This is a genomic window from Nocardioides pinisoli (assembly GCF_024199985.1).
GTDB classification, from domain to species: domain Bacteria; phylum Actinomycetota; class Actinomycetes; order Propionibacteriales; family Nocardioidaceae; genus Nocardioides; species Nocardioides pinisoli.
This window is the reverse complement of record NZ_JANARS010000001.1, coordinates 511,760-532,194: the sequence shown is the minus strand read 5'-3', so window position 1 is coordinate 532,194 and position 20,435 is coordinate 511,760. Positions and strand designations below refer to the sequence as shown.

The following is a 20,435-nucleotide window of genomic DNA, read 5'->3' as shown; positions in this document are numbered from 1 at the left end:
TGGGTGCACAGATCACCCGAAGACGCGCAGCAGGCGCTCGGCCTTCCACTCCGACTCCGCCCACTCCTCGGCCATGTCCGACTTCACGGTGATGCCGCCGCCCGTGCCGAGGGTCCAGGTGCCGCCGCCGTCGGTCATGAGGGAGCGGATGACGACCCCGAGGTCGGCCGGGCCGTCGCCGCTGATCCAGCCGAAGGCGCCGGCGTACGCCCCGCGCGGCGTCGACTCGACCTCCTCGATCACCTCCATGGTGCGCAGCTTGGGCGCGCCGGTCATCGAGCCGGCCGGGAAGAGCGCGCGCAGGGCGGCGACCGTGGAGACGTCGTCGCGCAGCCGACCGCGCACCGTCGACACCAGCTGGTGCACCGACTCGTAGGTCTCGACCTGCATCAGCGCCGGCACCTCCACCGACCCGACCTCGCACACCAGTGACAGGTCGTTGCGGAGGAGGTCGACGATCATCAGGTTCTCGGCGCGGGTCTTGGGGTCGCGCGCGAGCCGCTCGCGGTGGTGCTCGTCTTCCTCGACGCTCGCGCCGCGCGGGGTCGTGCCCTTGATCGGCTTGGTCTCGAGGTGGCGGTCGGCGGTGACGAGGGCGTACCGCTCCGGCGAGCTCGACAGCAGCCAGGCGCGGGCGCCGTCGACGTCGTGCTGGAGGAAGCCGCTGTAGGGAGCGGGGTTGAGCTCGCGGAGCCGGAGGTAGGCGGTCACCGGGTCGAGGTCGGAGGTGCGGGTGAGGCGGTGGGTGAGGTTGACCTCGTAGGAGTTGCCCGCGTGCAGGTGCTCCTGGACCCGCGCGAGGGCGCGCTCGTAGAAGCCTGGAGGGGAAGTCCGACACTCCGTGGGGGTTGTTTCCCCCTCCAGGTGGCGGACTCCCCGCTCGGGCGGGGAGTCCGCCACGGCGTCCGCCACGACCCCAGCCGCCTCCCCGCCCGGGTGCTCGAAGACCCGGACCGAGCGCGGCCGCATCCAGACGGCGTCGGGCAGGGTCGGGTCGGGGGCGGCGGGCAGGTCGGTGCGCGCGGCGTAGCCGAGGTAGCCGAACCACTGCTCGCCCGCCGCGACCCACTCCTCGAGGACGGCGAAGACGTCGTCGCCGACGACGGTCGGGGCACCGCCCGCGTGCAGGGTGACCTCGCGGCGGGCGGCCGACCACGACAGGGACGGGTCGTCGTCGTCGAGCCAGCCGATGATCGAGCGCCGTCCGGACCACTCCCGCGCGCCGCCGCCGTCGAGCCAGAAGCAGCGCGGGTGCTTCGCCGCAACGGACCGGAAGAAGTCGACCGGGTCGTCAGTCATGAAGGAAGTTCCGGATCAGTGCCTCGCCGTGCTCGGACAGGATCGACTCGGGGTGGAACTGCACGCCCTCGAGCGGCAGCGAGGCGTGGCGCACGCCCATGACCGTCCCGTCCTCGGTCCACGCGGTCGCGACGAGGTCGTCGGGGAGAGAGACGGCCCCGAGTGAGTGGTAGCGCACCGCGGCGAACCCCTGTGGCAGGCCGGCGAAGACACCCGCGCCGTCGTGGCGCACCGTCGCGACCTCGCCGTGCGCCGGCCGCAGGCGCCGCACCGAGCCGCCGTACGCCGTCACCAGCCCCTGCATGCCGAGGCAGACGCCGAGCACGGGGCGGGTGCCGGTGCGCAGCACCTCAGGCCCCACCGCGAAGTCCGCGGGGGTCGCCGGATGCCCGGGCCCGGGCGACAGCACGACGTGCGAGTGCCGCAGCACGTCCTCGGCCGTCACCTCGTCGTGCTGCACCACGCGTGGCAGGGCGCCGGTCACGAGGGCCACGAGGTGCACCAGGTTCCACGTGTAGGAGTCGTGGTGGTCGACCACGATCACGTCCGGCTGCACGCACCGACAGTAGTGCGCGGGAGCCCTACTGCCGCAGGGCGCGGCACCCTTCGGACACCGGCTGGTCGGCCACCTCGCGGCAACCGTCGAACGCGGTGAGCTTCGCCATCAGCGCCGCCACCTCGGGAGCCCGCTTGCGGCTCGCGAAGGCGTTGCGCTTCTCGAACTTGCCGCGCTTGTAGCTGTAGTACTCGTAGCCCCAGGTGACCTTGCCGGGCCGCGGGTCGAGGTCGAACCGCGCGAGCAGCGCCGTCCGGCTCCGCACCGCGGTGTAGGTGGGGATCCGGTCGAGCTCCGAGCCGCTGAACGCGGCGTCCGGGTCGTTGCCGGTGAGCGTCTGCTGGGTGTGCTCGAGGAAGGCGTGGGACTGCCGCACCAGCGCGGGGTCGGCCAGCGTCGGCACGAGCGAGAGCCCGCTGCGGAAGGGCACCGGCGGGAGCCCGGCGAGCTCCTCGAAGGTCGGCGCGAGGTCGATGTTGCTCGTGACCTCGCGGCGCTTGCCCGGCACCACCCCGGGGCCGGTGACCAGCAGCGGCACCCGCACGTCGGTGTCGTACGGCGTCCCCTTGCCGCGCCCCATGCCGTTCTGGCCGAGGTGGAAGCCGTTGTCCGAGGTGAGCACGACGTAGGTGTCGGGACCGACGGTCTCGAGGATGCGTCGGACGAGGCGGTCGGCCGACTGTGCCATCCGGGCGCGGTCGCGGAGGTCGCGGACAGCGGCCGATGCGGGCAGCGTGCGGGCGGTGTTCCACGCCCGGGCGCGCTTGCCGTTGGCCAGGCGCGGCCGGTTGTCCTTGCGCGGGTCCGCGAAGCCGGGCAGGTCGTCCACGGTCAGCTTGCGGCAGGCCACGCGCCCGCAGCTGCGCTTGCCGGAGCGGTCGCGGAACATCGGCGGGAAGAGCGGGTCACCGGCGTAGTGGCCCTGGGGGTTGGTGCGGTTGTGCGGCGCGTAGAGCGCCACCTCGAGGAAGTAGGGCGTCCCTGCGGCCTCGTTGGCGGTGAGGAAGTCCATCGCCAGGTCGCCGATCACCGCACCGGCGTAGGCCTTGTCCTTCGCTGAGTTGCTCGCGCTCGCGGGCGGCGCCGGGTGCTGCACCAGCTGCAGCCGCTGGTCGACCAGCGTCGTGCTGGCGAAGTCCCAGCCGTCGTAGGCGGAGCCGAAGACGGTGTTGAACGTCGTCCAGCCCGGCACCACCGGCGGGAGCGCCCGCCCCGGCGACCACTCGTACTCGTTGAGGAACTTGCCGACGAAGCCGGTCTGGTAGCCGGCCTCCTGCAGCCGCACGTTGAAGGCGCGCTCGGGGTTGCCGTTGGTGTCGTAGGCGGGCCACCCGCCGAGCTTGGACTCGCCCTTGTTGGACGTGTTGGTGAGCACGCCCGTCTGGTGGGGGTACTGCCCGGTGAAGAAGCTCGACCGCGACACGCAGCACAGCGAGTCGGTGACGAACGAGTGGGGATAGCTGGCCCCGGCCTTGCGCATCTGCTGCACCGACCGCATCGTCTGGACCAGGTCCATCGAGAAGTCGTCGAGCAGCACCACGACGATGTTGGGTCGCTCGTCGCGAGCCGCCGCCGGCTTGAGCTCCGCGACCGCGGCGCTGTCGCTCGTCGCCTGCCGGAGCGGTTCGCCCGCCCCGGGCACGGCGTCGTACGACCCGCCCGTCGCGCCGCATGCCATCAGTGCGAACAGGCACACGCCTGCCCACGCTCCCTTGAAGTACCCCACTGCTCCCCCGCCTGTCCCGTGCTGGCTACCAAGGGTGACGCCGTCCGCCCCCGTTTCGTTGCCTGCCACGCCGAACGAATGTCTACACGATGACTTGACTTCGGTGGGCGGCGGGGCCGCGCGTCAGGCGAGGAGGTCGCGCACCGCCGTGTGGAGCAGGTCGTAGCCGTTCTCGGTGAGGATCGACTCGGCGTGGAACTGGATGCCGCGGAAGTGCGGGCCGGTGACGGCGTGGATGTCGCCGGTGGCCTCGTCGGCCTCGACGCGTACGCCGTCCGGCAGGGTGGCGCCGGCCGGCACGCGGCCCACGAAGGTGTTGTAGAACCCCACGCGCTCCGTCCGCCCGTCGAGCCGCACCGGCGACTGCGTGCCCTGGAAGACGACGTCCTTGTAGCCGAGGTCGAGACCGAGCCGCTGGCACAGCGTCTGGTGGCCCAGGCAGACCGCGAGGAACGGCTGCCCCGAGGCGAGCAGGTCGTCGACGGCGCGCCGGAACGACGCGATCTTGGGGTGGTCGCCCTCGCGCGGGTCACCCGGGCCGGGCCCGACGATGACGAGGTCGGCACCGTCGAAGGCCCCGGTCTCGTAGTCCTCGTGCCGCACCACGCGCGAGGTCATGCCGAAGACCCCGAGCACGTGGACGAGCATGTTCACGAAGTCGTCCTCGCCGTGGAGGATCACGACCTGCTTCCCGGCGAGACCGGGGTCGGCGGGCTCGCCGGCCTGGTCGGTCAGCCAGAAGCGCGACAGCCGCTGGTTGCGCGTCCCCAGGGCCAGTACGACGTCCTCGTCCCGCGCCAGCTCGGCGATGTCCGTGCCGTCGGAGGTCGCCCGCGGCGCCAGGCCGAAGGCGCTCAGGATCCCGCCGGCCTTGGCCCGCGTCTCGGCCACCTCGTAGGCCGCGTCGGAGTCGCGGACCAGGGTCGCGCCCGCGGTGACCTTGAGCTCGCCCGACGGTGAGACGTCGGCGGTGCGGATGAGGATGGGGCTGTCCATCGTCGGGGTGCCGTCGGGCGAGCGCCCGAAGAGGGCGAGCGCGGCGCCGTAGTAGCCGCGGCCCTCGGGCTCGTAGTCGGCGATCAGCCGGCAGGCGTTCTCGACGGGCGCGCCCGTCACCGTCGCGGCGTACATCGTGTCGCGCAGGATCTCGCGGTGGTCGCGATCGGAACGGCCGGCGAGGAGGTACTCGGTGTGGATCAGGTGCGTCATCGGCTTGAGGAACGGCCCGAGCACCTGGCCGCCCTCGTGGCAGATGTCGCACATCATCTTGAGCTCCTCGTCGACCACCATGAAGAGCTCGAAGACCTCCTTCTCGTCGGCGAGGAAGTCGAGCAGCCGCTCCTTGAGCGCGTCGCCGTGGCCGGCGACCCGGAACGTCCCGGAGATCGGGTTCATCCGGACGTCGCCCTGGCGCACGGAGACGTGCCGCTCGGGGCTCGCGCCGATCAGGAACCTCTCGCCGGTGAAGAAGCAGAACGTCCAGTACGCGCCGCGCTCGCGCTCCATGAGGCGCCGCAGCACCGTCAAGGCCTTCGCGGCGTCCCAGTCGGCGACGACGGCGCGGTAGTGACGGCCGATGACGAGGTTGGCCCCCTCGCCCTGCCCGATCTCGTGGCGGATGATCGCCTCGACCACCTTGCCGTAGTCGTCGTCGCTGGTGGCGAAGCCGCCCCTGTCGGCGAACTCGACGGGCACGTCGGGCAGCGCCGCAAGCAGGTCGTCGACCGCCACCTCGTGCTCGGCCTCGATGTCGACCACGGTCAGCGGGGTGCCGTCGTCGATGGCGGCGAAGCCGCGCTCGCGCACCTGCCGGAACGGCACGGCCACCAGCCGGTCGGCGCTGCGGCCCGGCTCCGGCGCCCCGGTCTCCAGCGGGATGTCGAGCAGGCTCGCCACCTCGTGCGGCGTGCCGCCGATCAGCCCGGCGGTCGGCGACGCCTTGCGCCGGATGACCGCCCACGCGCCGTACCCCTGGATGTGCTCCAGGAGGTCGCTGACGGCTGGGGTCTCGGTCATGGGCCGAACTTTAGTGTTGGATCGTCCCTGCCCCCCACCCTGTCCGCCCAGGAGCCCCATCGTGACCGACGTCCAGCTGGTGCTGTCCGGCCCGGTGACGCCGCAGAGGTCGGACGCGGCGCTGCTGGCCTGGCTGCAGGCACTGAAGAGGGTCCGTGCCGAGCGCCACCTGGTCGTCACCGGCGCACGCGACGTCTCCGCGGCAGCGCGCGAGGCAGCCGTCGCCGCCGGGGTCGACGTCGTCGCTGAGCTCGTGCCAGGGGCGCTCACCCTGCACGGCCGGGTCGACGACCTGCCGAGCCCGCGCGCCCTGGCGGTGCTGGCAGCGGGCGCCTCGGCCGACCAGCCCGTGACCGTCGTGCCCACGTGGCCCAGAGACGACGCTGCGCGCTGCGGTGCCGTGCACCCGACCGCCCCCGACGCCGTGCGCCGGGCCGACAGTCTCGACGCGGCGCTCGCCGCCGCTGCTGCGGAGGGCGTGGAGGCACTCCACGTGCCCGGCACGCTGGTCGTCCCCGGCGGGGCGACCGGTGCCACACCACCTCCCCCAGGGCCCCAACCGCCCTACGGGCACCCGGCGGCGATCCCCGGGACGTCGCTCCACCGGCTGCTCTCCCAGACCGGGCTTGGCCACCCGGTTCCCGCCGACGAAACCGCGCGCCCCTTCCTCACCGTCATCACGCGGACGCAGGGCACCCGCCTGCTCTGCCTGGAGGAGGCGCTCACCTGCCTGGCGGCCCAGACCGTCCGCGACCTGGAGCTCGTCGTCGTCGCACACCGCGTCGCTCCCGACGACCTGGTCGCGGTGCGCGCCAGTCTCGCGACCCTCCCGGACTGGCTGCAGGAGCGCACCACCGTGGTCGAGGTCGAGCGGGCGGGGCGCTCGGCGCCGCTCAACGACGCGCTCGACGTGGCTCGTGGCCGCTACGTGGCCGTGCTCGACGACGACGACCTGGTCACCCCGACCTGGGTCGAGACGTTCGCCGACCTGGAGCGGTCCGCTCCGGGCACCGTTCTCCGTGCCGCCACGCTGCGCCAGGACGTCGTACGGACCCAGGTGACCGTCGCCGGGCGCCGCGAGACGGCGGCCGGGCCCGTAGGTCAGGCGCACCTCGGGTGGCCGTCCGAGTTCAGCATGGTCGACCACCTCGTCGACAACGCCACCCCGTTCATGGCGATCGCCCTCCCGCGCGGGATCGTGGTGGACCTCGGCGAACGGTTCGACGAGGACCTCGACACGACGGAGGACTGGGACCTGCTCCTGCGCGCCGCCGGCGTCGCGGGCGTGACCGGCTCGCCGGAGCCGACGTCCGTCTACCGCATCTGGAGCGCGGACGAGGGGTCCCGCAGCGCTCACGAGGCAGACACCTGGCAGCGGGGGCACGAGCGCGTACGCCACCGGCTCGCCGACCGGGTCGTGCTGCTCGACGGAGCCGAGGCGCAGCGCCTCGTGGACGCGCGAGTCGAGCTCGCGGCCGAGGTCGCCGAGAAGCACCGCATCGCCGCGCTCAACGAGCAGGCCGCAGCCGACCTGCGTATGGTCAACGAGGCTGTCGTCGCGCTGCGGGCGGAGCTGGCGGACGCGACAGTAGCGCGCGACGAAGCCCGCGCACGTGCGCGGCTCGCCGAGCGACACGTCGGGGAGGACCAGGCGACCTCTCCTTTGCAGGCTCATTCCCAGGCGGGGGACGATGCCGGCGACACCAGCACCAGCCGGTGGACGTTCAGGAGGCGGCGATGAGGGCGACGGGTGGGCGCCCCTGGCTGCTGACGCGAACCAGGGAGCCAGCCGCGTGGGGCTCGACCCGCAGTGTCCTGTGGGTCCTGTTCTTGGCCCAGGTCTACTACCTCCTGGCCAACCCGCTGCTCACGATCGGCCCGTTCGACATCTCGTTCGGACGGGCCTGGAAGCTTGCGGCCGTCTGGTTGGTTCTCCAGCTGCCGTGGATGCGCCTGCCGCGCGTCGCTTGGCCTCTCGCGGCATACCTGGGATGGGCAGCCCTGAGCTGGACGTGGAGCATGTCGCCGGAGTCGACGGTGCGAGCGCTCGTTATCTACGGCGCCGTCGCGCTCATCGGCGTGCTCTCGGCCGCCAACATCGACCTGAGGACGTTCGCGGCCGGGGTCGCTGCGGGGGGAGTCACCGTTCTTGCGGCATCGATCCACGCGGCGGCCACGGGCGTCCCCGGCGCCGGGACACCTCCCGGCAACGACGGGTGGCTCGTCGGGGTGGTCGCCAACGCGAACATCCTGGGCTACACCCTCGTCCCGGCTCTGGCGGCGATGCTCGCAATGACTCCCCGATCCCGGTGGGGCTGGGCACCGTGGACCGCGGTGACCGTGTTCCTAGCGACTGGTGTGGTCCTCGCCTACTCCGGCACGGCCATGGTCGCCGCCGTGAGCGTCGCCGCAACCGCGGCGGCGGTCGCAGCCTTGCGGTGGCTCGCCGGCACCCGACACTGGCGCATCGAGGTGATCGTAGGGGTGATGCTCGCACTCGCCTTCCCGGCGTACCAGCTGGTGGGAGCGGTCCTGCTCGGCAGAGAGGTCGCTACCCTGGACGGTCGGGTCGAGGTGTGGTCGGCGGCCATCGAGTCGAGTCGTCCGGCACTGTGGAACGGCGAGGGTTTCGGGGCGGTCTGGTTCCACGCGTGGCACATCGCGCCCCCGAACCCGGTGCTCGAAAGGATCCACGACCTCACCGGCATCCCCTTCTCGCACGGGCACAACTCGTTCGTCGACCCGCTGCCAGAGGTCGGACTGATCGGGGTGGGGCTGCTCCTGTCCTGCCACCTCCTGGTCGGGTGGCGAGCGGTCCGGTTGCTGATGGCTGCGGACCGGCGGACCGACGCCCGTGTCCGCGGTGGGTTCCTGCTGGTGATGCTGGTGGCTCTGGTCACCCTCGGCATCGCCGAGCCCGTTGCCGGAACCCCGCTGGGCTGGTTCCTGCTGTCGGCTCTCCTGTCGACGTCCGGCTCGACACCGCTCGACCGGCTTGGGCCCTCGACGACGGAGGTCGCCGAGGTGGAGCTCGGTCCACTAGCTTCGGACCGGAAGCTCCAGCCGGCAGCATCACCGGCCCTGCAACCGGGAAGACGCCGCGCTCCCCAACGACGTGAGTGGATCTCCGGGCGCCGTCGCTCAACCTCCGACAGCAGCGCGTAGTCGAGGAGCCATCAGGGCCGATGCCTCCGGCGTGAGATGGCCGGCGCTGTCGCGCCACAGTTGCACGTTGCCGGCAAGTGCAGCGCAACGCTCCGCGCAGAACCAGTCCTGGGTGTTTACCCAGCGGCGTCCGGCGGCGGTCACGACTCGACGCTCCACGTCGTTCCAGCCGACTGACACCGCTGATGGCGAGAAGTCGCACGCTCGTGCGTCCTCGAGGTGGCGGGCCAGGCAGCGCGGCGGGTCGAACGCTGCCGAGGGGACGTCGCCCAGTACGACCACGTCGCGGACGGCCGCGAGACGCTCGAGCAGGCCGGACCACCCGACCTCCACGCGATCCCGGCTCGCCTCGTCGTCGAGGTCGCCGGACACATAGGCGGAGGTGTAGTTGGCAAGGATCACGGTGGGCGGTCGTTCCTCGGCCAGGTAGCGCTCCGCGCTGTCGAGCCATCGGTTGCAGGACGAGCCGGCCGGGCCACCGCCGTACAGGGGGCAGTTCGTGTGGGTCACGAACGCCACGCGGTCGTTGGGGAATGCCGTGCGGACCCCGTCGAACCAGTTGGCCGCGTGGGAATCACCCACGACCACCACGGTCGGCCTCGAGCCCGGTCCATAGAGGCAGGGTTTGGCCTCCGTCTCCTCGACGAGGCCGTGACACCCCTCGTAGAGCCCGTTGAGGGTGCGCGCCCGGCTGAGCGACGGCACGAGGTCGTCGCTGACGAACCCCGGGTTCGTCACCGGCCCGGCGAGGACCTCCTGCGGGGTCGGCACGGCGGCGACACGACCGGCGTCGGCGGACACCGCGAAGGGGACGAGGAGGAGTGCGCACACCGACACGACCCCGACACCTCCTGACATCGCCGTAAGGGTGCGCGCACGGGAGGGAAGCAGGCGAGCTCCGCGGTGCAGGGGACGCTCGACGAGGGCGTGCACCACGAGTGCCATGAGGAGCGCGAGCGCCACGGCAGCGACCGTGTCCAGGAGTGGCGCGGGACGGCCCTCGTCACGGATCAACAGCCACGTGATCGGCGGCCAGTGAGTCAGGTAGAGGGCATAGCTGCGGTCACCCAGCCAACGGGCCGGGGCGAACGAGAGCCAGCGCGGCGGCTCCGTCCCGTCGCCGTGAACATTGAGGAGCAGAGCCGTCCCAAGCACGGCAGGGACCACCCAGGGCCCGGGCACGAGGCTGCTCTCGCTCAGCTTCACAACCGAAAGCACGATGCCGGCCACCCCTGCTGCCGTCACCACCGTCGCGAACCGTGCCCCGAGTCGCACCCCGAGGGCCGGCAGCAGGCTGGCGAGCGCGCCGGCGCCGAACTCCCACGCGCGCGACGGGAGCATGTAGAACCCCAGCCCGGGGTAGGACCGCGCGAGCCAGATGCCGCCCACGAAGGAGAGCGCGGTGACGGCTGCGACGAGGGGGACGACGGCACGGCCGCGGATGCGCAGCAGCACCGCGGCGGCGGCGAGCAACGGGAGAAGGACGTAGAACTGCTCCTCCACGCCCAGGGACCAGTAGTGGCGGAACGGTGACGGGTCCACGACCGAGAAGTAGCCGGCGGCATCCTGCTCAGCACGGAAGTTGGCCACGAACAGCACAGCCGCGATACCGTCGCCGACGTACCGCCGCGTCTCCAAGGGGTCGAGGACCAGGCAGAAGACCACCGTGGTGGCCAACGCCACCACGGAGGCAGCTGGGACGATGCGGCGAACGCGGCGCGACCAGAACGCACCCACCGAGACGCGCTCACCGCGCCGGGTGGCCTTGAGGATGCTGCCGGCGACGAGGTAGCCGGAGATGACGAAGAAGACATCCACCCCGACGAACCCACCCGGCAGCGTCGAGGGCCACGCGTGACAGACCACGACCATCCACACGGCGAGCGCCCGCAGCGTCTGGATGTCGCCACGTATCGGCTGCGCGGGCGACCTGGTCACTGGTGGGACGATAGTGGGTGACCCGCCGATGCCGAGCGTCGGCAAATCCCGGCGCGCGCGAAAGATGCCTTATCGTGGCGAGCATGCACGGTGCCGCTCGGATCCCCTTTGCGCTGCCCGACATCGGCGAGGATGAGATCTCAGCGGTCACCGAGGCCATGCGGAGCGGTTGGCTGACGTCGGGGCCTCGCATGAAGGAGTTCGAGAGCGCCTTTGCCGAGTTCATCGGCAGTGGCGTCGAGACCGTCTCGGTCAACAGTGCGACTGCCGGTCTTCACCTGGCGATGGAGGCCCTCGACATCGGTCCGGGCGACGAGGTGCTGGTGCCCACGTGGACCTTCACCGCGACCGCCGAGGTGGTGCGCTACCTCGGCGCCACTCCCGTGCTGGTCGACGTCGAGCCCGACACCCTCAACCTCGATCTGGCGGCCGCGGCTGCGCTCGTCACCGATCGAACCCGGGCAGTCATGCCCGTCCACTTCGCCGGCCTCCCGGTCGCTCCCGGGCCTCTGCGCGACTTTGCTTCCCGGCATGGGTTGAACGTGGTCGAGGATGCCGCCCACGCGCTGCCGGCCGCCCGCGATGGGGAGCTCGTGGGCTCCGGTGACTCGGCGGCGACGGTGTTCAGCTTCTACGCCACCAAGACGATCACGACCGGCGAGGGCGGGATGATCGTCACGCGGGACCCGGACCTGGCCCACCGAGCGCGGGTCATGCGGCTGCACGGCATCAGTCGCGACGCGTTCGACCGCTACCGCTCCGAACTCCCGGCTTGGCGATACGACGTCATCGCACCCGGCTTCAAATACAACCTCACGGACCCAGCTGCGGCCATGGGCTTGGTCCAGCTGGGCCGGGCCGAGAGCATGAGGTCGGCGCGAGAAGACATCTCGCGACGCTACGACGAGGCGCTGCAGGGCCTGCCACTCACCCTCCCGCCGCACGGACCGAGCGGCACCCGCCATGCCTGGCACCTCTACGTCGTCCGTCTTCACGAGGACGCACCGCACGGGCGGGACACCCTCATCGAGCGACTCGCAGCCCTCGGCGTCGGAACTAGCGTCCACTTCATCCCGCTGCACCTGCAGCCGTACTGGCGTGACCTGACCGGCGCCCGGCCGATCGACTTCCCCGTCGCGAGCGACACCTTTGAGCGGTGCCTGAGCCTGCCGCTCTACTCCTCGATGAGCACCAGCGACGTGGATCGGGTGATCGACATGGTCACCCAGGAGCTCACGTGAAGCGACTGCTCGACCTCACACTCTCGGCCGCCGGTCTCCTTCTCCTGCTTCCCCTCCTCGTCGTGATCAGCGTGTGGGTGCGGCTCGACTCACCCGGGCCCGCGCTCTACCGCCAACGCCGCGTCGGCCGCCACGGCGCCGAGTTCGAGATCCACAAGTTCCGCACCATGCGGCACCTCAGTGACGGCGTGTCCGTCACGATCGGCGACGACCCGCGGATCACCCGAAGCGGTCGGCTGTTGCGGCGCACGAAGCTCGATGAGCTGCCGCAGCTGTGGGACGTGCTGCGCGGCCGGATGAGCCTCGTCGGGCCGCGACCTGAGGTGCCGCAATACGTCGAGATGTGGCCCGAGGCGGATCGTGAGCTCGTGTTGTCGGTGCGGCCCGGCATCACCGACCCGGCCGCGCTGGAGCTGCACGACGAGAGCTCGCTGCTGGCCGCGCAGGGGGATCCGGAACGCTACTACCGCGAGGTCCTGACGCCCCACAAGCTGCGGCTCTACGGCGCCTACATCCGTCGCGCGACCCCGTGGACGGACCTTGCGGTCATGGTCGCCACCGTGCGCGCGATCGCCGGTGACCGACCGCGCAGGAGCGACGCCCCGGCATCCTTGCGTGCGGTCCTGCTGGGGATGAGCGCCTACCTCATCACCTTCTTCGTGCTCTATCGCACCTACTACGTCGACAACTGGGACCACGAGGGCATGGTCTGGCGGCAGGGCAACGGCTGGGGGACGCTCCTGGCGGTGGCGCTGCTCCTGACGTGCTCGGTCGTGATGCCGCGCAGGTTCGTTCGTATCTCAGACCTCGCGCAGTGGCTGATATTCACGATCGTCGTGGTTCCGAGCGCTCTCGTCGCTACTTGGTCCGACAGACTGGACCGGCTGGACGCCGCCGTGCTGACGGTTGCGCTCGCGGTCGGCACTTTCGTGATTCGCGGCATCACGGCCCGGCGACCGTTCGGGCTCGCCCCCGAGGTGCGGTTGGGGCGCTGGTTCTGGATCGCTGGCGCGGTGATGAGCGCGGGCGTCTACGGCTGGCTCTTCAGCGTCGTCGAGCTGCGGCTCGGCTACCTGTCGTTCAGCGACGTCTATGCCGTGCGGGCGGAGTTCAAGGAGTCCTTCGTCGCGACGCCGGTGCTGCCGTACCTGCTGCCGTTCACCTACGCCGTGTTCAACCCGCTGCTCATCGGGCTCGGGTGGGTTCGCCGCAATCCGTGGATGCTGGGTGCCGGGATCATCCTCCAGACGTTGCTCTACCTGGCGGGCGGGCTCAAGCTGACCCTGCTCTCAATCCCCTTCGTCATTCTGCTGACCCAGATGACCTACCCCGGCAGGGAGTGGCCGGTGTGGCGCATGCCGTTGTTGTGGCCGCTGGTCATGGTGGGCGGGCGCGTCATGGACGCGGTCACCGGCTCCCTGATGTGGAGCGCGGTGCTGTCGATCAGGTTCTTGCTGATCCCGGGGGTCCTGACAGCCGGCTACGTCTGGTACTTCCAGGCCCACCCGCACACCAACTTCTCCGACGTCGTCCCGTTCGCTGCCTCTCCCTACGACGAGCTCCCGTACGTCCTGGTCGGCGAGGCGCTCTTCGGCACCGAGGGCACCAACGCCAACGTCAACTTCTTCGGCGACGGCTTCATGAACCTCGGCTACACCGGGATGCTGGTGGAGGCGGTGCTCGCCGGGCTGCTACTGCGGCTCGCCGACGAGTCGTGCCGCCGCGTACCGCTACCTGTGGCGTGCTCGCTCTTCGCCGTGCCGCTCATCTCGTTGAGCAACGGCGGCGCATTCACCGCGATCCTCAGCTTCGGGTTCCTGGCAGCGTGCGTGGCCGCCTGGCTCTGCCCCGTGAGGCAACTCCCGGAGCGGGCACCATGGTCGGATCGGGTCCTGGCCTTCATGGACGATGACCCGGTCAGCCGGTCCGTGACGAAGCCCGGTATGCGAGCACCCAACCCACCACGTACGACGCCGCGTTGACCAGGCTGTAGCACCACACGGCACCCGTTGCGCTGGCTCCTGCGAGATCTGCCAGCACCAGGGACGCGACCACGGCGACGACGCGGGAGGCGTCCCAAGCCAGCTGCGTGCGCGCCGCACCAGCGACGATGAGAGTCTGCGACAGCGGCGCGCCCACGAGCTGGGCAGCCAGCGAGACGCTCAGCGCTGCAACCATCTCGCCACTCACCCGCCACGCATCACCGAACACGATCGGGAACACGGCGGGAGCAAGGAGAAGGGCAGCCAGACCGGCGGGGACCGCGAGCAGCAGGAGGGGACGTGTGGCGGCCAGGAAGATGGTCCTGCCGCTCTCGCCGGTTTCGCGCACGTGCGCGGACAGGCGGCTGAGGAAGACCTGCGACACCGCTTGTCCCACGAGAGCCGCGGGCACAGCGATGGCCTGTTGGGCCAAGGCGAACTGCCCTGCGGCTCCGAGGCCGAAGAAGGCGGACACGAGCAGAACCGGAGCCTGCAGGCCGGCACCGTTGAGCACACCTGCGAGCGAGAGACTCGCCGCCGCACCAGCTCGACCGTGCAGGTCACCGCGGCGCAGGGTCAGCACCTCCCGCGGTAGCCCGCTGCCGACGACCAGGGCGACTATCGACACGACGAACGCCACGGAGAGGCCTGCAAGCAGCCCACCGGCCACTGCTCCGCCGAGCCCGGCAGCGACCTGAATGCTCACCATCACTGCCGCTTGGAGGACGCTGCGTCGAGCGATCGCGCCGAAGCGGCCACGCCTGATCGCCCATGCGTTGACGACCTGGAAGGCCGCGACCAGCGCGGTCAACGGCACGGCGGCCCACAGCCAGCGCCAGCTGCCTTCACCGCCGCCGAACAACCACGCCTGGACGAGCAGGACGACCGCCGTGCCCAACAGCCCGACACCGGCTGCCGCGCGCAGGCCGAAGCCGACCAGGTCGATCGCCTCGTCCTCCGAGCGCGGCAACGGCACCAAGGCGTCCACGCGTAGGGCGGCGAGGGGGAAGAAGAGGTTCGCGACGGCATACACGAGCGCGTAGGCACCGAACTCGGCAGCGGTGAAGACGCGCGTCAGGATCGGGTAGGCAGCCAGGACGAGGAGCTGGGCGACCAGGGTCCCGGACACGATCACGGCAACACCACGACGGGCGCCGCTCTGGCCGCGCGGCCTGCTCACGAATGTCAGCCGCGCTGCTCGACGGCGGCACGCTCGACAATGTCAGCTGCTCGCGACGAGGAGATCCGGTCGTCGAAGTTCTCGAGGGCGTACGCCGCGCAACGCGCACGCATCTCGGCGACCTTCTCGCTGCGCTTCGCGGCGTCCAATGCGGCGCGCAGGGTGCCGACCACCTCGTCGACGTCCCACGACGAGACGAAACCGAGGCCGTGGGCACGCACCTCGTCGGCGAACTCTCCACGACCGGCGTAGACGAGAGGGGTACCGCATGCCAGACCACTCATCGCCTTGATCGGTCGGGCGTCGGCATACTGCGGCACGTCGCGCAGCGAGGTGAGAGCTCCGATCGCTGTGCGCGAGGCGGCCGCGACCTCCAGCGGCGGACGCAGCCCGACCTGGACGAGCCGCTCGGGCCACCGCTCGGCGGCGGCATCGATCAGGGGAGAGTCGCTTCCATAGCCCATGTAGACAACGTCGAAGTCGGCACCTTCGCGCCACAGGCGCTCCGCCGCGGCGCAGAAGACCTCCGCGCCGTGGACCACGCCCGCGTTTCCGGCGTAGAGGAAGAAGGGTCGCCGGTCGTCGTGGGGCCACCACTCGTCGCCCTCGGGGGAGAAGACGTCTGTCGGGACGCCATTGCGCACCACGTGGATCTCGTGGGCTCCCGCACGCTCGGCCACCTCCCGCATTCCGTCGGTCGCAGCGATCACCAGCCGGGCGCGGGTCAGCGCCCGGTCCTCGACCGCGGAGATCACCGGACTCACCGCTCGGATCCAGGGCCGGCGCGACCCACGAGCTGCCCCGCCCCAGGAATCGGCGAGGTAGTAGACGAACGGCACCTTGCGCGAGGAGGCGGCCGCGAGAGCAGCGGTGGCGGCGGTTGGGGGCGGGTCGGAGACGACCACGTCGTACTGCAGGGTGCGCGCCGCGCGCCGGACGCCCGCCGCGAAGGATGCCAGGTTGGTCACGCGACGGGGGGCGGAGACACCTGCCTCGGGCGGTCCCACGAACAGCACGCGCTCCCCTTGCGGCCCGAGCCTCTCGAGCTCGCGGCCGGTTCGGGCGTCGGGTCGCGACGTCAGCACGACGACCTCGTGCCCGCGCTCGCGCAGTCGCGCTACGAGACCACCGAGCACCTGGCTCGCCGAGCCTGGCACCGGCCAGTACTGGTGGGCGACGAGAAGAACACGCATTCCGCTCACGCTTCCGCGGTCGTGACCCGGCCGCCCGGGGGGCCGACGTGCCGGTGGTAGGCGCTGAGCAGTCGGTCGCCCTCGGTGGACCAGGAGTAGCGCGCACCGACTGCCTCACGGCCCCGCTGGCCCATGGCCCACGCTTCCTCCGGGTCGTCGAGCAGGGACTGCATGGCGGCCGCGAGAGCGTCCGGGTCGTCGTGTGGGACGACCAGGCCGCAGTCCTCCTCCCGGACCAGCTCGGACCCGACGCGGAGGGACTCCGAGATCACGACCGGCAGCCCGGCCGCCATGTACTCAAGGACCTTGGTGGGAAGCGCCTCGACGATGTTCGGCGCGGGCTGGTAGATGACCAGCCCGAACCGGGATGCTGCAAGCAGGTCCACGACGCCGGTGCGGCTCAAGGTGCCGACGTACTCGACGCCGTCGCCCGTGGGAATGGCCTCGTCCGACACGGGACCGGCGATCACAAGCGTGGCCTCCCGACGTCTGGCGAGGGCTCCTGCGGCCGCCACCATCGCGTCGGTGCAGCGCTCCGGGTGCACGACGCCGGCGTAGCAGCCCTGGAGCGCCCGCGCCTGGTAGGACTCCCAAGAGCCGTCGATCGCCTGCCACTCGTCAAGGACGGGGAAGTTGGCGACCACGGTCGAGGGGAAGTCCCACTGCGCGGCGATCGCGGGGGTCGCTGCGACCGCGTGGGTGATACGGCTGGCCACAGCCGACTCCACCCACCCGATGACCGGGGCGAGCAGGCGGCTCTGCCAGGGCGACAGGTACGGCTTGTGCGAGACGTCCTTGGCGAGGCTTTCATGGGCGTCGTAGATGACCTTGCGCCCACGCGCCTGCCAGGCGAGAGCCACCGGGAGCAGGTCGGGGTCGTGGAAGTGGATCGCGTCCGGCGCCAGACCCTGCACGCGTCGGAATGTCGTCGGCCATGACAGCAACCACCGCCCGAGTCGGCTCGAACGGGCCGCCAGGGGAGAGAAGTCGGGATCGGCGACAGCCGTGCGGTCCTCCGTCGGCGCCACGAGCACGACGTCGTAGCCTCCGGCGCGGAGCGTGCCCACCTCCTTGACGTAGATCCGAGGGTCGGTCGGCGGGTGCGAGGAGGTCACGTGGACCACCCGCACGGAGGAACGACCCTTGCGCAGCATCGTCAGCCGGTGCGAGCGGAACAGCGGCACCCGGTGTGCGAGGCGGTAGAGGTCGGCGGCGCGCGCACCGGGCATCGCGCGCGCCAACTGGGGGATGACGCTCAGTGAGCGCGACTCGAGCGACATCGACGGGAACAGCATCGTCAGCTCGCGCCGGGTGACCGGCCGGATCGCGCGGTTCTGCGGGTTCGGAACGCGCATGTCGTAGACGACGACCCGACCACCCGGGCGAAGCACGCGTCGTACGTCGGCGGCGATCCCCGCGCGCAACCGGTCGTCGAGCACGGACGACAGCATCGTCGCCATCAGCACGACGTCGAACGTCTCGTCGGCGAAGGGCAGGCGAGCAGCGTCGGCGTTCACGACGAGTCGACCCTGCTGGACCGCGGATGTGCGGAGTGCCTCGAACCTCAGCTCGGCCCCCACCAGCAGGCCCCGGTCACCCATCGCCCGCCTCAGCCAGTCCTGGTCCGCCCCGTCACCGCACCCGAGGTCCAGCACCCGGGGCCGGTCGATGCCGGCGACGGCCCCAGCGACGGCGTCGACGAGAGCCGTCTCCCGCTCGTCGACCAGCTCGGCGTACCCCCGGTTGGACCGGGACCAACGCCCGCCGTCGTAGTCCGCGTAGACCTCATCGAGCCTGAGCTTCTCGCTACTCATGGTGCGACGATCACGCACCCTCGACGTGCGGCTTGCCGATCGTGACCAGCCGGGTGCCCGGCGGGACCGAGGTGACGATGTTGCGACCGTCGACAACCACCTTGACGCCGGGTAGGGCGTCCGCGCTCAGGTCGCGGTAGTCGGCGTGGTCGGTCTGCACCACTGCGGCGTCGATCGTCTCGCCGTCCGCGGCCATGTTGCGCGGCGTGAACCCGAGGCTACGGAGCTCCTCGTCGGAATAGAGCGGGTCGTGCACGTAGACCGTGGCACCCCGCCGCTCCAGCTCGGCGACCGTCGCGAAGACGCCTGAGAACGCCGTCTCCTTCACTCCACCGCGGTAGGCCGCGCCGAGGACGACCACACGAGCGCCATCGAGGCCACCGTAGGACTCTGCCAGCCTGGCCACCGCGTGCTCGGGCATCGCTGCGTTCGCCTCGCGGGCCGCCCTCACGACGGTCGCGTCGGGGTCGCCAGCCAGGTAGAGCCGGGGATAGACGGGGATGCAGTGCCCTCCGACCGCGATGCCGGGACGGTGGATGTGGCTGTAGGGCTGCGAGTTGGAGGCCTCGATGACCTGGTAGACGTCCACGCCCACCTGCTCGGAGTAGCGCGCGAACTGGTTGGCGAGGGCGATGTTGACGTCGCGGTAGGTGGTCTCGGCCAACTTGGCCATCTCGGCGGCCTCGGAGGAGCCGAGGTCCCACACGCCGTTCGGGCGCGCCAGGTCGGGTCGGTCGTCGAAGTCAAGCACCGCCTCGTAGAATGCGCGGGCCCGAGCCGCCCCCGACTCGTCGAGAGCCCCGATGAGCTTGGGGTACTTGCGGAGGTCCTCGAAGACACGGCCGGTGAGCACTCGCTCGGGGGAGAACACAACGTGGAAGTCCCTACCCGCGCGCAGACCGCTGCCCGCCTCGAGCATGGGCCGCCACCGTGACCTGGTGGTGCCGACGGGGAGGGTGGTCTCGTAGCTGACGAGCGTGCCGGCGGTGAGGTGCCGGGCAAGCTGCTCGGTGGCCGCGTCCATCCAACCGAAGTCCGGACGTCCCTCACCATCGACGACGAGCGGGACGACGATGATCACCGCATCCGCCTGGGGCACGGCCTCGGCGTAGGAGGTGGTCGCGCGCAGGCGGCCGGTCGGCACAAGTCGGGCGAGGTGGTCGGCGAGGTGCGCCTCACCGGGGAAGGGCTCGCGGCCAGCGTTGACCGTCTCCACCAGCTGCGGGTTGACGTCGAGGCCGATGACGTCGTTGCCCCGGTCGGCGAAATGCGCGGCGAGCGGGAGGCCGATCTTCCCAAGGCCGATGACGACGATCCTCATCCTCTGTGCCTCAGCTCGATGGTGCGACCCTCGCGAGCCGAGAGTAGGCAAGCGTCCGCGACGCGCACGGTCGCCATGCCCTCGCGCATGGTGATGATCTCGGCGTCCTTGCCGAGCACGGCGTCACGGAACGCCTCGTGCTGGACCCGCAGCGGTTCGGGCTTGGGAATGGCGAAACGGATGCTGTTGCCCTCGCTGACGCCCCTGAAGGAGGACACCTGGTCCCACTGGGTCGCGACCTGACCGTTCTCGTGGAAGTGCAAGTCCCCGTGCAGGGTGTCGGCCACGAACGCTCCGCGCTCGCCAGTGACGACCGTGGCGCGCTCCTTCAGCGGTGAGAGCCAGTTGACGAGGTGGTTGATGACGATGCCGCTCTCGGAGAGCGCGGTGATCGCGATCAGGTCCTCGTGGTCCCGCCCGCTCTTGTGAGCCGTCTGCGCCGAGACCCGCGCGTACGGGGACTGCAGCACCCAGCTGGTGAGGTCGATGTCGTGCGTGGCGAGGTCCTTGACGACCCCGACGTCAGCGATGCGGTGCGGAAACGGACCCTGGCGACGCGTAGCCACCTGGTGGATCTCCCCGAGCTCGCCTGCAGCGAGGCGCTCACGCAGGGCGCGGAGTGCGGGGTTGCTGCGCTCGATGTGGCCGACCGCATTGACCAGACCGGTCGACTCGAATGCTTCGACGAGTTGGACACATTCCAGCTCGGAAGTCGCCAGGGGCTTCTCGATCAGTGCCGGAACGCCAGCGGCCGCGAGGGTGAGCCCGGTCATCAAGTGGTGTCCAGTCGGCGCCGCGACCACACACGCGTCGAGCTCGAGCTCCACCAGCTGCTCCACCGAGTCCACGACCGTGGCGGCGCCTGCGACGCCGAAACGATCTCCTGCCGGATCTGCGACACCCACGAGCTCGACCCCATCGAGGGAAGCCAGCACCCGAGCGTGGTTGCGACCCATCATCCCCATGCCCACCAGACCGAAACGCAGCCGGTTCCGCTCGGTCAT

The 20,435-nt window shown here is 70.9% G+C and carries 14 protein-coding genes; 4 read left to right on the top strand and 10 right to left on the bottom strand.

All coding sequences use genetic code 11. The features are described from left to right. Window positions 1–12 precede the first annotated feature (12 nt). From NCI01_RS02535 to NCI01_RS02520, 4 genes are all read right to left on the bottom strand, one after another. The gene (locus NCI01_RS02535; protein ID WP_254179890.1) at window positions 13–1,299 is read right to left on the bottom strand and encodes an anthranilate synthase component I family protein; all 1,287 of its coding nucleotides are present in this window, start codon (window positions 1,297–1,299) and stop codon (window positions 13–15) included. Then, window positions 1,292–1,855 carry an anthranilate synthase component II gene (locus NCI01_RS02530; RefSeq protein ID WP_254179889.1) on the bottom strand — a complete coding sequence of 188 codons (564 nt, stop codon included), beginning with the start codon at window positions 1,853–1,855 and terminating at the stop codon, window positions 1,292–1,294. Before NCI01_RS02530 ends, NCI01_RS02535 begins: the two co-directional genes overlap by 8 nt. Window positions 1,856–1,880: 25 nt before the next feature. After that, window positions 1,881–3,551, bottom strand: a complete 1,671-nt coding sequence (locus tag NCI01_RS02525; RefSeq protein ID WP_254179888.1) for a sulfatase-like hydrolase/transferase — start codon at window positions 3,549–3,551, stop codon at window positions 1,881–1,883. 153 nt (window positions 3,552–3,704) lie between these two features. Then, a complete protein-coding gene (locus tag NCI01_RS02520; RefSeq protein WP_254179887.1) occupies window positions 3,705–5,597 on the bottom strand; it encodes an anthranilate synthase family protein in 1,893 nt (630 codons plus the stop codon). Window positions 5,598–5,658: 61 nt separating this feature from the next. Between NCI01_RS02520 and NCI01_RS02515 the strand changes: the two genes are divergently transcribed. Further along, entirely contained in the window at window positions 5,659–7,338 is a 1,680-nt protein-coding gene (locus NCI01_RS02515) for a glycosyltransferase (protein WP_254179886.1), read from the top strand. Continuing rightward, the gene (locus NCI01_RS02510; protein ID WP_254179885.1) at window positions 7,335–8,762 is read left to right on the top strand and encodes an O-antigen ligase family protein; all 1,428 of its coding nucleotides are present in this window, start codon (window positions 7,335–7,337) and stop codon (window positions 8,760–8,762) included. The genes NCI01_RS02515 and NCI01_RS02510 overlap by 4 nt, the downstream gene beginning before the upstream one ends. Here NCI01_RS02510 and NCI01_RS02505 read toward each other — a convergent pair. Then, entirely contained in the window at window positions 8,739–10,700 is a 1,962-nt protein-coding gene (locus NCI01_RS02505; protein ID WP_254179884.1) for an acyltransferase family protein, read from the bottom strand. The genes NCI01_RS02510 and NCI01_RS02505 overlap by 24 nt on opposite strands. Window positions 10,701–10,717: 17 nt before the next feature. Between NCI01_RS02505 and NCI01_RS02500 the strand changes: the two genes are divergently transcribed. Beyond that, window positions 10,718–11,941, top strand: coding sequence for a DegT/DnrJ/EryC1/StrS family aminotransferase (locus NCI01_RS02500; RefSeq protein WP_308213183.1), 1,224 nt, complete (start codon window positions 10,718–10,720; stop codon window positions 11,939–11,941). Next, window positions 11,938–13,923, top strand: coding sequence for a sugar transferase (locus tag NCI01_RS02495; protein WP_254179883.1), 1,986 nt, complete (start codon window positions 11,938–11,940; stop codon window positions 13,921–13,923). The genes NCI01_RS02500 and NCI01_RS02495 overlap by 4 nt, the downstream gene beginning before the upstream one ends. On the opposite strand, the gene NCI01_RS02490 is transcribed toward NCI01_RS02495, so the two are convergent. From NCI01_RS02490 to NCI01_RS02470, 5 genes are read right to left on the bottom strand one after another with little or no spacing between them, the layout of a single operon-like run. Then, a complete protein-coding gene (locus tag NCI01_RS02490) occupies window positions 13,859–15,103 on the bottom strand; it encodes a lipopolysaccharide biosynthesis protein (protein ID WP_254179882.1) in 1,245 nt (414 codons plus the stop codon). The genes NCI01_RS02495 and NCI01_RS02490 overlap by 65 nt on opposite strands. A 5-nt stretch (window positions 15,104–15,108) precedes the next feature. Then, window positions 15,109–16,296, bottom strand: coding sequence for a glycosyltransferase (locus tag NCI01_RS02485; protein WP_254179881.1), 1,188 nt, complete (start codon window positions 16,294–16,296; stop codon window positions 15,109–15,111). Between the two features lie 5 nt (window positions 16,297–16,301). After that, window positions 16,302–18,110, bottom strand: coding sequence for a glycosyltransferase (locus tag NCI01_RS02480; protein ID WP_254179880.1), 1,809 nt, complete (start codon window positions 18,108–18,110; stop codon window positions 16,302–16,304). Window positions 18,111–18,120: 10 nt separating this feature from the next. Beyond that, window positions 18,121–19,431, bottom strand: a complete 1,311-nt coding sequence (locus NCI01_RS02475; RefSeq protein WP_254179879.1) for a nucleotide sugar dehydrogenase — start codon at window positions 19,429–19,431, stop codon at window positions 18,121–18,123. Next, a complete protein-coding gene (locus NCI01_RS02470; protein WP_254179878.1) occupies window positions 19,428–20,435 on the bottom strand; it encodes a Gfo/Idh/MocA family protein in 1,008 nt (335 codons plus the stop codon). The genes NCI01_RS02475 and NCI01_RS02470 overlap by 4 nt, the downstream gene beginning before the upstream one ends.

Excerpts from the sequence above, each read along its gene's own strand:
- NCI01_RS02485 (WP_254179881.1), bottom strand. The coding sequence starts at position 16,296 with ATGCGTGTTCTTCTCGTCGCCCACCAGTACTGGCCGGTGCCAGGCTCG.
- NCI01_RS02520 (WP_254179887.1), bottom strand. The coding sequence starts at position 5,597 with ATGACCGAGACCCCAGCCGTCAGCGACCTCCTGGAGCACATCCAGGGG.
- NCI01_RS02510 (WP_254179885.1), top strand. The coding sequence starts at position 7,335 with ATGAGGGCGACGGGTGGGCGCCCCTGGCTGCTGACGCGAACCAGGGAG.
- NCI01_RS02475 (WP_254179879.1), bottom strand. The coding sequence starts at position 19,431 with ATGAGGATCGTCGTCATCGGCCTTGGGAAGATCGGCCTCCCGCTCGCC.
- NCI01_RS02535 (WP_254179890.1), bottom strand. The coding sequence starts at position 1,299 with ATGACTGACGACCCGGTCGACTTCTTCCGGTCCGTTGCGGCGAAGCAC.
- NCI01_RS02480 (WP_254179880.1), bottom strand. The coding sequence starts at position 18,110 with ATGAGTAGCGAGAAGCTCAGGCTCGATGAGGTCTACGCGGACTACGAC.
- NCI01_RS02470 (WP_254179878.1), bottom strand. The coding sequence starts at position 20,435 with ATGACCGAGCGGAACCGGCTGCGTTTCGGTCTGGTGGGCATGGGGATG.